This is a genomic window from Buttiauxella gaviniae, assembly GCF_040786275.1.
Lineage (GTDB): Bacteria > Pseudomonadota > Gammaproteobacteria > Enterobacterales > Enterobacteriaceae > Buttiauxella > Buttiauxella gaviniae_A.
The window spans coordinates 1,378,598-1,391,940 of sequence record NZ_JBFMVT010000002.1 but is presented as its reverse complement, the minus strand read 5'-3'; the positions used below and the strand labels follow the sequence as shown (position 1 = coordinate 1,391,940).

Sequence of the window (13,343 nt, the reverse complement as noted above, 5' to 3'; positions counted from 1 at the left end):
AACTCAATTATTCTGGTAGATATCCTTATAGAGACGGCTTTCAAAGCGCACTAACGGGATACGACGGTTACGTTGATCGGCAGGCTCTACAGCATAGCCTGACAAATATTGCACAAAGGCCATTCGCTGGCCGCTTGCGGTCGTGATAAATCCAGCAAGGTTGTAAACCCCTTGCAGTGAACCTGTTTTCGCAGAAACTTTGCCATCAACCCCCGCCTGGTGCAGACCCGCTCGATATTGCAATGAACCGTCATAACCGGCTAACGGCAACATTGAGATAAAGTTAAGCTCACTGTCATTCTGGGCTATATATTGCAAGACCTGCATCATGGTGGCGGGAGAAATAAGATTGTGACGAGACAATCCTGAACCATCGACCACGATACTGTTCCCTAAATCCACCCCGGCTTTTTGGCGCAGAATTTGTCGCACGGCATCGGCTCCGGAACGCCAGGTGCCCGGCACGCCAAAGCGGTTATGCCCGATAGTGCGAAACACGGTATCAGCAATCATGTTGTCTGATTTCTTGAGCATCACCTTTAGCAAATCATGCAGTGGGGCAGACTGCTTACTGGCGATGACCGTGCCAGGCGTATTAGATTGCGTCTGACGCAATAAGGTTCCGCTATAGGTGATTCCGGCGTCTTTGAGTTCAGCTTTCAGAATCGCACCGGCATAACTTGCGCCATCTTGTATCGCGAACGCGAGCGGAAGAGGGTCTGCACGCTGTGTCATACACCCAGTTAGCGTAAAGCGATTTAGATCGCCTGGTACGACATCCAGTTCACAATATTGCGCATCGGGAGAGCCTTTTGCGAGAGTACGAACCTGGCTGAACATAACAACAGGATAGTAAGAAGCGACGCGGATGAAGGCTAATTCGTCAGCTTTTGGGGCGCTGTATAGCGAAATAGAGAAGCAGTTACGGTCAATGATAGCGGCGGCGGGTGGGGCGCTAAAACACTGCGTCATATCATTCCAGGGCCAGCCAGGGGCTTTATCATGACTGGCAAAAATCGACGTGTCGATCAGCACATTTCCTTCAATCTGCTGAACACCCGCTTTTTTCAGGACCGCGACCATATTGCGAATATCCTGACGTTTTAGCGTAGGATCGCCACCAAATCGCGCAATCAGATCCCCTTGCAGTATGCCATTACTGATTTGTGCATGGCTTTCAAGAGTCGTATTGAACCTGAAATCTGGCCCTAACTGTAGCAATGCTGCCAGAGCCGTGATGACCTTTTGGGTACTGGCAGGCAGCGCCATTTGTTGGCTGTGATAGTCAATCTGTGGAGCGGGCGCGCCAATTTTTTGCACCATCAAAGCCAGATTCGCACCCGCAGGCAACTGGGAAGTGTAATCTTCAACGTTGGCAGCCTGGGCGGTTAACACCACAGCACTGGTCAATCCAATGACAAATCTAAAAAATCGCATAATCTCGCGGTAACAACCTGGAAACGTGCCGCCATACTACGGTGCATCGCAGTGCAAAGTAAACGATGACCCTCAGGGAACTCCAGGGTAAAATACAGGTCAATTTGAAAACCGTTCCTGACCTGGTGCTTTGCTCCGGGCCAGTTTTATTTTGCTTAGTGCCAGGGGTTTGCCTTATTAACGTAAACCAGGCTCTGAATTCAGAAGTGCCGTAGGGCAGTTCTGAACAGGAAAGTTTTGAAGAGGTATAACAATGCAACCTATTCCGATGACCCTACGTGGCGCAGAAAGATTACGTGAAGAGCTGGATTTCCTGAAGTCTGTGCGCCGTCCACAAATTATTGCCGCGATTGCAGATGCCCGCGAACACGGCGACTTAAAAGAAAATGCTGAATACCATGCCGCGCGTGAGCAACAAGGTTTTTGCGAAGGCCGTATTCAGGATATCGAAGCGAAGCTCTCCAATGCTCAAGTTATCGATATCACAAAAATGCCAAATAACGGGCGTGTCATTTTTGGCGCGAGCGTAACGGTTTTGAATCTTGATAACGATGAAGAGCAGACTTATCGCATTGTTGGCGATGATGAAGCTGATTTTAAACAGAATCTTATTTCGGTGAATTCACCGATTGCTCGTGGCCTTGTGGGTAAAGAGCAAGATGATGTGGTTGTTATCCGCACGCCTGGTGGCGATGTAGAGTTCGAAATTGTAAAAGTGGAATATTTATAATTTCTGCTACGCTTTTTTATAGCGTGGCGTATTGTAAAGAAAGGAAAAAGGCCGCATCGCGGCCTTTTATCAACTAACAGAGCGTGGCATTTTGCACACTCTCTGCTTATTTTGGCAGAGAAATCTTGCGCTCTTTAGACGGGCGATAGAGCACCAGCGTTTTACCGATAACCTGTACATTACAGGCGCCGGTTTCACGCACGATGGCATCGACGATCAAGGTTTTAGTTTCGCGATCTTCCGTTGCGATTTTCACCTTGATTAACTCATGATGCTCAAGCGCTTGTTCAATCTCGGCCAGTACCCCTTCGGTCAAACCGTTATTGCCAAGCATGACTACAGGCTTGAGCGGATGAGCAAGGCCTTTCAGGTGCTGTTTTTGTTTAGTACTCAGATTCATCGTATTTTTTGCTTACGTTGGGATTGAAAACGGTTCATTCTACCGCCATCTCTACTGTATCGCCAAATCGGTTGTGCTGAAAACTCTACAGCCTGCTACCTACGATGAACAAAGTTGGAAATTGAGATGACAGGTAAAAAGCGTTCTGCCAGCTCCAGTCGCTGGCTGCAGGAACACTTTAGCGATAAATATGTAATTCAGGCGCAGAAAAAAGGGTTACGTTCCCGTGCCTGGTTTAAACTTGATGAAATACAGCAAAGTGACAAACTTTTTAAACCAGGAATGACAATTGTCGATCTTGGTGCTGCTCCCGGAGGATGGTCGCAATATGTTGTGACCCAGATCGGGAATCAGGGGCGAATCATTGCTTGCGATCTTTTACCTATGGATCCTATCGTTGGTGTTGACTTCCTTCAGGGCGATTTTCGTGATGAATTAGTCGTGAAAGCTCTGTTGGATCGTGTTGGTGACAGTAAAGTTCAGGTTGTCATGTCAGATATGGCTCCAAATATGAGCGGGACACCGGCAGTAGATATTCCTCGGGCGATGTATTTAGTAGAACTGGCACTGGAAATGTGTCGTGATGTTCTTGCACCGGGTGGTAGTTTTTTAGTGAAAGTGTTTCAGGGCGAAGGTTTCGATGAATACCTGCGGGAAATTCGCTCCATGTTTACGACTGTTAAAGTGCGTAAACCGGACTCTTCTCGTGCCCGCTCACGTGAAGTGTACATTGTAGCGACTGGGCGAAAACTATAGTACCCTGACGCTGTTTGTTAACACAGTTGTAATATGAGGTTAATCCCTTGAGTGACATGGCGAAAAACCTAATACTCTGGCTGGTCATCGCGGTTGTGCTGATGTCTGTGTTCCAGAGCTTTGGGCCCAGCGAGTCAAATGGCCGTAGGGTGGATTACTCCACTTTCCTGTCTGAAGTAAATCAGGACCAGGTACGCGAAGCGCGTATCAACGGACGTGAAATCAACGTTACCAAGAAAGATAGTAACCGATACACGACTTACATCCCCGTTAACGATCCTAAACTGCTTGATAATCTGCTGACCAAAAATGTGAAAGTAGTAGGCGAGCCGCCTGAAGAGCCAAGCTTGCTGGCTTCTATTTTCATATCCTGGTTCCCAATGCTATTGCTAATTGGGGTCTGGATCTTCTTTATGCGTCAAATGCAGGGCGGCGGTGGCAAAGGTGCCATGTCGTTCGGTAAAAGTAAGGCGCGTATGCTCACCGAAGACCAAATCAAAACCACTTTTGCTGATGTCGCAGGTTGTGATGAAGCAAAAGAAGAGGTTGCTGAACTGGTTGAGTACCTTCGTGAGCCAAGCCGTTTCCAGAAACTGGGCGGTAAAATCCCGAAAGGCGTGCTGATGGTTGGCCCTCCGGGTACCGGTAAAACCCTGCTGGCAAAAGCTATCGCGGGTGAAGCGAAAGTTCCGTTCTTTACTATTTCCGGTTCTGACTTCGTTGAAATGTTTGTGGGCGTGGGTGCATCCCGTGTTCGTGACATGTTCGAACAAGCTAAGAAAGCGGCACCATGCATCATCTTCATCGATGAAATTGACGCCGTAGGCCGTCAGCGTGGCGCGGGTCTGGGTGGTGGTCACGATGAACGTGAACAGACTCTGAACCAGATGCTGGTTGAAATGGATGGTTTCGAAGGTAACGAAGGAATCATCGTTATCGCCGCAACTAACCGTCCGGACGTGCTTGACCCTGCGTTGTTGCGTCCAGGTCGTTTTGACCGTCAGGTTGTTGTTGGCCTGCCAGATGTGCGTGGCCGTGAGCAAATCCTGAAAGTGCATATGCGCCGTGTGCCGTTGTCTCCAGATATTGACGCCGCAATCATTGCGCGTGGTACGCCTGGCTTCTCTGGTGCTGACCTTGCAAACCTGGTTAACGAAGCTGCTCTGTTTGCTGCCCGTGGCAATAAGCGTGTGGTTTCGATGGTTGAATTCGAAAAAGCGAAAGACAAAATCATGATGGGCGCGGAACGTCGCTCCATGGTGATGACTGAAGCGCAAAAAGAGTCAACCGCATACCACGAAGCAGGACATGCGATTATTGGCCGTCTGGTACCTGAGCACGATCCGGTACATAAAGTCACCATTATCCCGCGTGGCCGTGCGCTGGGCGTAACGTTCTTCCTGCCGGAAGGTGATGCAATCAGTGCCAGCCGTCAGAAGCTTGAAAGCCAGATTTCTACGCTGTACGGCGGTCGTCTTGCTGAAGAAATCATTTACGGTGCTGAGCATGTTTCTACTGGTGCGTCTAACGACATTAAAGTAGCGACATCTATTGCCCGTAACATGGTGACCCAATGGGGGTTCTCTGAAAAACTCGGTCCGTTGCTGTATGCGGAAGAGGAAGGCGAAGTATTCCTGGGGCGTTCAGTGGCGAAAGCAAAACATATGTCCGATGAAACTGCGCGTATCATCGATCAGGAAGTGAAGCTGTTGATTGAGCGTAACTATGCTCGTGCTCGTCAGCTCCTGAATGAAAATATGGATATTCTTCACACCATGAAAGATGCATTGATGAAGTATGAAACTATCGATGCGCCTCAGATTGATGACCTGATGGCTCGCCGTGATGTGCGTCCGCCAGCAGGCTGGGAAGAATCAAACAACGGCAACAACAATTCTGATAACAATGGTACACCTCGTGCACCGCGTCCGGTCGATGAACCGCGTACGCCGAATCCTGGTAACACGATGTCAGAGCAGTTGGGCGACAAATAAGTCATCTCTGCCGGATGTTAATGCAGTAATCTATAAAACCCCGGGCTTGTCCCGGGGTTTTTGTTTTTTGTTTTAACCGTAGTTAATTCAAGGGAATTTCGATGAAACTCACAGCCCAGGGCAGTACGCTTGATCTCTCCCATCCTCATATCATGGGGATTTTGAACGTCACGCCAGACTCCTTTTCCGATGGTGGTCAGCACAATTCGTTAGTGGAGGCCGTAAAACACGCTAACGCAATGATCAACGCAGGGGCGACGATCATTGATATTGGCGGTGAGTCAACGCGACCTGGGGCGGCAGAAGTGAGTGTCGAGGAAGAGCTTTCACGCGTGATACCTGTTGTGGAGGCTATTGCCCAGCGTTTTGAAGTATGGATTTCCGTGGACACTTCTAAACCTGAAGTGATTCGTGAAGCAGCGCGTGTAGGTGCGCATATCATCAACGATATTCGCTCGCTACAAGAGCCTGGAGCACTTGAGGCTGCGGCAGCGACAGGTTTGCCAGTTTGCCTGATGCACATGCAGGGTGAACCTAAAAATATGCAGCAGTCACCTTATTACGATGATGTGTTTGCGGATGTTAATCGCTTTTTTATCGACCAAATAGCACGCTGTGAAGCGGCCGGTATCGCAAAAGAAAAATTGTTACTCGACCCAGGCTTCGGTTTCGGTAAAAATCTGACACATAATTACCAACTTTTAGCCCGACTTTCCGAATTCCACCACTTTGGATTACCGCTGCTGGTGGGGATGTCGCGTAAATCAATGGTTGGCCAACTGCTTAACGTTGGGCCGGATCAGCGCCTGAGCGGCAGTCTTGCTTGTGCTGTGATAGCGGCAATGCAGGGGGCTAATATCATTAGGGTTCACGATGTGAAAGAGTCAGTCGAAGCGATGCGCGTGGTGGAAGCCACACTTTCAGCGAAGGAAAAAAAACGCTATGAGTAACCGTAAATATTTTGGCACAGATGGCATTCGTGGTCGTGTAGGCGATTCCCCAATTACTCCTGATTTTGTGCTGAAACTCGGCTGGGCGGCAGGAAAAGTATTAGCGCGTCATGGTTCACGCAAAATCATTATCGGCAAAGATACTCGTATCTCTGGCTATATGCTGGAGTCGGCGCTTGAAGCAGGGCTTGCGGCGGCAGGTTTGTCCGCATCTTTCACCGGGCCAATGCCTACGCCCGCGGTTGCCTATCTGACACGTACTTTCCGTGCAGAAGCAGGCATCGTCATCTCCGCTTCGCATAACCCGTTCTATGATAACGGGATCAAATTCTTCTCCATCGACGGCACCAAACTGCCAGATGAAGTTGAAGAAGCGATTGAAGCGGAAATGGAAAAAGAAATCACCTGTGTGGATTCTGCCGAACTGGGTAAAGCCAGCCGTATCGTTGATGCAGCCGGTCGTTACATTGAGTTTTGTAAAGGCACATTCCCGAATGAATTAAGCCTGAACGGTCTTAAAATTGTTGTTGATTGCGCCAATGGTGCGACCTACCACATCGCGCCAAATGTACTGCGTGAATTAGGTGCAACGGTGATTACAGTTGGTTGCGAACCAAACGGCGTTAACATCAACGAAAAATGCGGTGCGACGGATGTGCGTATGCTGCAGGAGCGTGTGCTTGCAGAAAAAGCTGACATCGGTATTGCGCTTGACGGTGATGGCGACCGAGTCATCATGGTGGATAACCTGGGCCATAAAGTTGATGGTGACCAAATCCTGTACATCATTGCGCGTGAAGGACTTCGTCAGGGCCAATTGCGTGGCGGTGCCGTAGGTACGCTGATGAGCAATATGGGCCTTGAGCTGGCTCTGAAACAGTTAGGTATTCCGTTTGCTCGCGCAAAAGTGGGCGACCGTTATGTTCTCGAGAAGCTTCAGGAAAAAGGCTGGAGAATTGGTGCGGAAAACTCAGGTCACGTGATCCTGCTTGATAAAACGACCACGGGTGACGGTATTGTTGCAGGTTTGCAAGTACTTACCGCAATGGTGCGTAATCACATGAGCCTGCACGATTTGTGCAGCGGAATGAAATTATTCCCGCAGATTCTGGTTAATGTGCGCTTCACTGCCGGCGGCGGTGATCCACTTGAACACGAAACCGTGAAAAAAGTGACAGCTGAAGTAGAAGATGCTCTTGGCAGCCGTGGTCGCGTGTTGCTGCGTAAATCAGGAACTGAGCCTTTAATCCGTGTCATGGTTGAGGGCGAAGATGAAGCGTTAGTGATTGAATACGCAAATCGCATTGCCGATGCGGTAAAAGCAGTTTAAAAGTTCATCCCGTAAATTGTGTAAAAAGGCGGCAAGTGCCGCCTTTTTTCTAAACAAAGGCAAATGTATTGCTGTTTTTTTCCGCAGTCAGCAAAATGTGAATAAATTGCCCTTGCGCAGATCGAAGGCTTTGGTTAGTATTCTCACCCGCTTCAGTGGGTAAACTTAAACGTATCCGCTTGACTGGTTTGAAGCTTTGGTATGCGGTAATCCCGCAAGGAACAGGTTGATTATGTACGAAGCTCTTTTAGTTATTTTCCTTATTGTAGCCTTAGGCCTTGTTGGTCTTATCATGCTGCAACAAGGTAAAGGCGCTGATATGGGAGCCTCCTTCGGAGCAGGCGCTTCCGCTACACTGTTTGGTTCAAGTGGTTCTGGTAATTTCATGACCCGCATGACCGCTGTGTTAGCAACACTGTTCTTTATTATCAGCCTGGTACTGGGTAACCTCAATACCAACAAAACCGATAAAGGAAGTGTGTGGGATAATTTAACTCAGCCAACAAAAACTGAGTCACAGCCAGCGGCACCTACCAAGCCGAGCAGCGATATCCCGCAGTAATAAGTAGTAAGCTTCTGTACAGCAAGATTTGATTGTTGTACGCAAAGTGCCGAGGTGGTGGAATTGGTAGACACGCTACCTTGAGGTGGTAGTGCCCGATTGGGCTTACGGGTTCAAGTCCCGTCCTCGGTACCAAATCCCAGCAATTCTTGCATTTAATGCAATTCTGGCGTAGTATTTGCCACGTTTTCGGACGCGGGGTGGAGCAGCCTGGTAGCTCGTCGGGCTCATAACCCGAAGGTCGTCGGTTCAAATCCGGCCCCCGCAACCACTTTCCCTGAGAGTTCTTTTTCAAATATACTGTGAACATCGACCGGTGTATTCGCGAAGAATTTAGAAAAAAATTCTCCTGGATAGTGTCCGGGCCGCAATTGCGGCATACAGGGTTCAGTTATATAAAGCCCCGATTTATCGGGGTTTTTTGTTATCTGACTTCAGAATAACTGGGCTATATGCCCTTTTTTTATGTCTTGGGGGTGGGCTTGTCCACATTAGAGCAAAAATTAACAGAGATGATTTCAGCACCAGTCGAGGCGCTGGGCTATGAATTGGTCGGTATCGAATTTGTCCGAGGTCGCCAATCCACACTGCGCATCTATATTGATAGTGAAGATGGCATCAATGTTGATGATTGTGCTGATGTCAGTCACCAGGTAAGTGCAGTACTGGATGTCGAAGACCCTATCACTGTGGCTTACAACCTGGAAGTTTCCTCACCTGGCCTCGATCGCCCAATGTTCACGAGTGAGCATTACGTTCGCTTTACCGGCGAAGAAGTGAGCATTGTGTTGCGAATGGCTGTGCAAAACCGTCGTAAATGGCAGGGTATTATTAAAGCCGTAGAAGGTGAGATGATCACGGTCACGGTGGAAGGCAAAGATGAAGTGTTCGCGCTGAGCAACATCCAGAAAGCGAACCTGGTACCCCACTTTTAATAGTTTGGATTGAGGTGAAAACCCAGGATGAACAAAGAAATTTTGGCTGTTGTAGAAGCAGTTTCCAACGAAAAATCATTGCCGCGTGAGAAGATTTTCGAAGCGCTGGAAAGTGCACTGGCAACAGCGACCAAGAAAAAATACGAACAAGAGATTGATGTGCGCGTCAGCATCGATCGTAAAAGTGGTGACTTTGATACCTTCCGCCGTTGGGTCATTGTTGAAGAAGTTACCCAACCAACGCGTGAAATCACCCTTGATGCAGCTCAATTCGAAGATCCAGAGCTGAATGTTGGCGAATATGTGGAAGACCAGATTGAATCTGTGACCTTCGACCGTATCACTACTCAGACTGCAAAACAGGTTATCGTACAAAAAGTACGTGAAGCTGAACGTGCAATGGTAGTTGATCAGTTCCGCGAACATGAAGGTGAAATCATCACGGGCGTGGTGAAAAAAGTTAACCGCGAGAATATCTCTCTTGATCTCGGTAGCAACGCTGAAGCTGTTATTCTTCGTGAAGACATGCTGCCGCGTGAAAACTTCCGCCCAGGCGACCGTATCCGCGGTGTTCTTTACGCTGTGCGTCCGGAAGCTCGTGGTGCTCAACTGTTTGTAAGCCGTGCCAAGCCAGAAATGCTGATCGAACTGTTCCGCATTGAAGTACCGGAAATTGGCGAAGAAGTTATTGAAATTAAAGCTGCTGCTCGTGATCCTGGTTCTCGTGCGAAAATCGCTGTGAAAACTAACGATAAGCGTATCGACCCGGTTGGTGCTTGTGTGGGTATGCGCGGTGCGCGTGTTCAGGCAGTTTCCACAGAGCTGGGCGGTGAGCGTATTGATATTGTGCTGTGGGACGATAACCCAGCGCAGTTTGTTATCAATGCTATGGCACCAGCAGACGTGGCTTCCATTGTGGTCGATGAAGACAAACATACAATGGATATCGCGGTAGAGGCAGGCAATCTGGCACAGGCAATCGGTCGTAACGGTCAAAACGTTCGCCTGGCTGCACAACTGAGCGGCTGGGAACTCAACGTGATGACCGTTGATGATCTGCAAGCTAAGCATCAGGCTGAAGCACATGCTGCCATTGATACCTTTACCAAATACCTCGACATCGACGAGGACTTCGCCACTGTATTGGTAGAAGAAGGTTTCTCCACTCTGGAAGAATTGGCCTATGTGCCGATGAAAGAGCTGTTGGAAGTTGATGGCCTTGATGAAGATACAGTGGAAGCATTACGTGATCGCGCCAAAAACGCCCTCACCACACTGGCTTTGGCGCAGGAAGAAAGCCTGGGCGATAACAAACCTAAAGAGGATCTGCTGAACCTCGAAGGTATGGATCGCAACCTGGCCTTTAAACTCGCTTCGCGCGGTGTGAGCTCGCTGGAAGACCTGGCTGAGCAAGGTGTCGACGATCTGTCAGATATTGAAGGTTTAACAAACGAGAAGGCCGGTGAATTAATTATGGCTGCTCGCAATATCTGCTGGTTTGGCGGCGAAGCGTAATAAACTGTAGCAGGAAGGAACAGCATGACAGATGTAACCGTAAAAGCGCTGGCCGCAGAGATTCAGACCTCCGTGGACCGCCTGGTACAGCAATTTGCTGATGCAGGGATCCCTAAGGCTGCTGATGATTCTGTCTCAGCCCAAGAGAAACAGACATTACTGGCGCACCTGAACCGTGAACATGGTTCTGCGCCAGATAAGTTGACATTACAGCGCAAAACGCGCAGTACTTTAAACATTCCAGGTACCGGTGGGAAAAGTAAATCGGTACAAATCGAAGTCCGCAAGAAGCGCACCTTTGTGAAACGTGATCCGCAAGAGACAGAACGTCTTGCCGCGGAAGAACAGGCGCAGCGTGAAGCGGAAGAGCAAGCCCAACGTGAGGCGCAGGAAGCTGCCAAACGTGAGGCGCAAGAAAAAGCTAAACGTGAAGCTGAAGAGAAAGCTAAGCGTGAAGCCGCTGACAAAGCGAAACGTGAAGCTGCGGAAAAAGACAAAGTGAGCAATCAAGACGATATGACGAAAAGCGCCCAGGCAGACAAAGCCCGCCGCGAAGCAGAAGCTGCTGAGCTTAAGCGTAAAGCGGAAGAAGAAGCCCGTCGCAAGTTAGAAGAAGACGCCCGTCGTGTAGCTGAAGAGGCCCGTAAAATGGCTGAAGCTAACGCAGGTGTGTGGACGGAAGAAGAGAAAGTGGAAGACGACAAATCTGATTACCATGTAACCACTTCCCAACATGCGCGTCAGGCCGAAGACGAAAACGACCGTGAAGTTGAAGCAGGTCGCACTCGTGCTCGTACTGCTACTACTAAAGCACCTCGCCAGAAGAAAGGCGGCAAACACGGTGAGTCTAAAGCTGATCGTGAAGAAGCGCGTGCTGCGGTTCGTGGTGGTAAAGGCAAGCGTAAACCAAGTTCACTGCAGCAAGGCTTCAACAAGCCTGCGCAGGCAGTTAACCGTGACGTCATCATTGGCGAAACCGTAACTGTTGCAGAACTGGCAAACAAAATGGCTGTTAAAGGCTCTCAGGTCATCAAAGCGATGATGAAACTGGGTGCTATGGCAACCATTAACCAGGTCATCGACCAGGAAACCGCACAACTGGTTGCCGAAGAGATGGGCCACAAAGTTATCCTGCGTCGTGAAAACGAGCTGGAAGAGGCGCTGATGAGCGACCGTGACACCGATGCAGTAGCAGAAGCTCGCGCACCGGTTGTTACTATCATGGGTCACGTTGACCACGGTAAAACCTCTCTGCTTGATTACATTCGTTCTACTAAAGTGGCGTCTGGCGAAGCGGGTGGTATTACCCAGCACATTGGTGCATACCACGTCGAAACTGACAACGGCATGATCACCTTCCTGGATACCCCAGGCCACGCAGCGTTTACTTCTATGCGTGCTCGTGGTGCTCAGGCAACGGATATCGTTGTTCTGGTTGTGGCTGCAGACGATGGCGTAATGCCACAAACTATCGAAGCAATCCAGCACGCGAAAGCGGCGCAGGTGCCGGTAGTGGTTGCAGTAAACAAAATTGATAAGCCAGAAGCTGATCCAGACCGCGTTAAGCAGGAACTGTCTCAGTACGGCATCATGCCAGAAGAGTGGGGCGGTGAAAGCCAGTTTGTACATGTGTCTGCGAAAGCGGGTACCGGTATTGACGAATTGCTGGACGCAATCCTGCTGCAAGCTGAAGTTCTCGAACTGAAAGCAATGCGTGAAGGCATGGCAAGCGGTGTTGTTATCGAATCCTTCCTGGATAAAGGTCGTGGCCCGGTAGCAACTGTTCTGGTTCGTGAAGGTTCACTGAACAAAGGCGACATCGTTCTTTGTGGTTTCGAATATGGCCGTGTTCGTGCAATGCGTGACGAAATGGGTCGAGAAGTCGCAGAAGCGGGTCCATCTATTCCTGTTGAAATCCTTGGTCTGTCCGGTGTGCCGGCAGCGGGCGATGAAGTAACAGTTGTTCGTGACGAGAAAAAAGCTCGCGAAGTTGCTCTGTACCGTCAGGGTAAATTCCGCGAAGTTAAACTGGCTCGCCAGCAGAAATCTAAACTGGAAAACATGTTCGCCAACATGACTGAAGGCGAAGTGTCAGAAGTTAACGTTGTGCTGAAAGCTGACGTTCAGGGTTCTGTAGAAGCGATCAGCGATTCCCTGCTGAAACTGTCAACTGATGAAGTTAAAGTTAAAATCATCGGTTCTGGCGTGGGTGGTATCACTGAGACTGACGCTACGCTTGCAGCAGCTTCCAACGCAATCCTCGTTGGCTTCAACGTTCGTGCCGATGCATCTGCTCGCCGCGTAATTGAATCAGAAAGCTTGGATCTACGTTACTACTCCGTCATCTATCATCTGATTGACGAAGTGAAAGCGGCAATGAGCGGCATGCTGTCTCCGGAACTCAAACAACAGATCCTCGGCCTGGCCGAAGTTCGCGACGTGTTCAAATCACCGAAATTTGGCGCAATCGCAGGTTGTATGGTTACCGAAGGTGTGGTCAAACGTCACAACCCAATCCGTGTACTGCGCGACAACGTTGTTATCTATGAAGGTGAGCTGGAATCCCTGCGCCGCTTCAAAGATGACGCGAACGAAGTTCGTAACGGCATGGAATGTGGTATCGGCGTGAAGAACTACAACGATGTGCGTGTTGGCGATGTGATCGAAGTCTTCGAAATCATCGAAATCCAGCGTACCATCGCCTGATATCAGCCGAACAAATAGCTAATATCTT

General features: G+C 49.3%; 11 protein-coding genes and 2 tRNA genes. 11 read left to right on the top strand and 2 right to left on the bottom strand.

The features are described from left to right. Positions 1-3 precede the first annotated feature (3 nt). Positions 4-1,437, bottom strand: coding sequence for a serine-type D-Ala-D-Ala carboxypeptidase (gene dacB, locus AB1E22_RS06985; RefSeq protein ID WP_367594695.1), 1,434 nt, complete (start codon positions 1,435-1,437; stop codon positions 4-6). A 253-nt stretch (positions 1,438-1,690) separates the two neighbouring features. Here dacB and greA point away from each other — a divergent pair, with 253 nt between their 5' ends. Next, the gene (gene greA, locus AB1E22_RS06980; RefSeq protein ID WP_367594694.1) at positions 1,691-2,167 is read left to right on the top strand and encodes a transcription elongation factor GreA; all 477 of its coding nucleotides are present in this window, start codon (positions 1,691-1,693) and stop codon (positions 2,165-2,167) included. Between the two features lie 106 nt (positions 2,168-2,273). On the opposite strand, the gene yhbY is transcribed toward greA, so the two are convergent. Beyond that, the gene (gene yhbY, locus AB1E22_RS06975) at positions 2,274-2,567 is read right to left on the bottom strand and encodes a ribosome assembly RNA-binding protein YhbY (RefSeq protein ID WP_008454796.1); all 294 of its coding nucleotides are present in this window, start codon (positions 2,565-2,567) and stop codon (positions 2,274-2,276) included. Between the two features lie 126 nt (positions 2,568-2,693). Between yhbY and rlmE the strand changes: the two genes are divergently transcribed. From rlmE to infB, 10 genes are all read left to right on the top strand, one after another. Further along, positions 2,694-3,323, top strand: a complete 630-nt coding sequence (gene rlmE / locus AB1E22_RS06970; RefSeq protein ID WP_367594693.1) for a 23S rRNA (uridine(2552)-2'-O)-methyltransferase RlmE — start codon at positions 2,694-2,696, stop codon at positions 3,321-3,323. Positions 3,324-3,379: 56 nt separating this feature from the next. Continuing rightward, positions 3,380-5,317 (top strand): ATP-dependent zinc metalloprotease FtsH, encoded by a 1,938-nt coding sequence (ftsH, locus tag AB1E22_RS06965; protein ID WP_367594692.1) that lies wholly within the window; start codon positions 3,380-3,382, stop codon positions 5,315-5,317. A gap of 101 nt (positions 5,318-5,418) precedes the next feature. Continuing rightward, positions 5,419-6,267: a dihydropteroate synthase gene (folP, locus tag AB1E22_RS06960; RefSeq protein WP_367594691.1), complete on the top strand. Its 849-nt coding sequence runs from the start codon at positions 5,419-5,421 to the stop codon at positions 6,265-6,267. Continuing rightward, entirely contained in the window at positions 6,260-7,597 is a 1,338-nt protein-coding gene (glmM, locus tag AB1E22_RS06955) for a phosphoglucosamine mutase (protein WP_367594690.1), read from the top strand. The genes folP and glmM overlap by 8 nt, the downstream gene beginning before the upstream one ends. Before the next feature lie 232 nt (positions 7,598-7,829). Beyond that, on the top strand, positions 7,830-8,159 hold the full coding sequence (secG, locus tag AB1E22_RS06950) for a preprotein translocase subunit SecG (protein WP_367594689.1): 330 nt from the start codon (positions 7,830-7,832) through the stop codon (positions 8,157-8,159). Between the two features lie 48 nt (positions 8,160-8,207). Further along, positions 8,208-8,294, top strand: a tRNA-Leu gene (locus AB1E22_RS06945). 59 nt (positions 8,295-8,353) lie between these two features. Next, positions 8,354-8,430 (top strand) — tRNA-Met (locus AB1E22_RS06940). Positions 8,431-8,641: 211 nt separating this feature from the next. Then, positions 8,642-9,094 (top strand): ribosome maturation factor RimP, encoded by a 453-nt coding sequence (gene rimP / locus AB1E22_RS06935; protein ID WP_367594688.1) that lies wholly within the window; start codon positions 8,642-8,644, stop codon positions 9,092-9,094. Between the two features lie 27 nt (positions 9,095-9,121). Next, on the top strand, positions 9,122-10,609 hold the full coding sequence (gene nusA / locus AB1E22_RS06930; RefSeq protein WP_367594687.1) for a transcription termination factor NusA: 1,488 nt from the start codon (positions 9,122-9,124) through the stop codon (positions 10,607-10,609). 24 nt (positions 10,610-10,633) lie between these two features. Beyond that, positions 10,634-13,315 carry a translation initiation factor IF-2 gene (gene infB / locus AB1E22_RS06925; protein WP_367594686.1) on the top strand — a complete coding sequence of 894 codons (2,682 nt, stop codon included), beginning with the start codon at positions 10,634-10,636 and terminating at the stop codon, positions 13,313-13,315. The last annotated feature ends 28 nt before the right edge of the window (positions 13,316-13,343 follow it).

Excerpts from the sequence above, each read along its gene's own strand:
- dacB (WP_367594695.1), bottom strand. The coding sequence starts at position 1,437 with ATGCGATTTTTTAGATTTGTCATTGGATTGACCAGTGCTGTGGTGTTA.
- greA (WP_367594694.1), top strand. The coding sequence starts at position 1,691 with ATGCAACCTATTCCGATGACCCTACGTGGCGCAGAAAGATTACGTGAA.
- yhbY (WP_008454796.1), bottom strand. The coding sequence starts at position 2,567 with ATGAATCTGAGTACTAAACAAAAACAGCACCTGAAAGGCCTTGCTCAT.
- rlmE (WP_367594693.1), top strand. The coding sequence starts at position 2,694 with ATGACAGGTAAAAAGCGTTCTGCCAGCTCCAGTCGCTGGCTGCAGGAA.
- ftsH (WP_367594692.1), top strand. The coding sequence starts at position 3,380 with ATGGCGAAAAACCTAATACTCTGGCTGGTCATCGCGGTTGTGCTGATG.
- folP (WP_367594691.1), top strand. The coding sequence starts at position 5,419 with ATGAAACTCACAGCCCAGGGCAGTACGCTTGATCTCTCCCATCCTCAT.
- glmM (WP_367594690.1), top strand. The coding sequence starts at position 6,260 with ATGAGTAACCGTAAATATTTTGGCACAGATGGCATTCGTGGTCGTGTA.
- secG (WP_367594689.1), top strand. The coding sequence starts at position 7,830 with ATGTACGAAGCTCTTTTAGTTATTTTCCTTATTGTAGCCTTAGGCCTT.
- nusA (WP_367594687.1), top strand. The coding sequence starts at position 9,122 with ATGAACAAAGAAATTTTGGCTGTTGTAGAAGCAGTTTCCAACGAAAAA.
- infB (WP_367594686.1), top strand. The coding sequence starts at position 10,634 with ATGACAGATGTAACCGTAAAAGCGCTGGCCGCAGAGATTCAGACCTCC.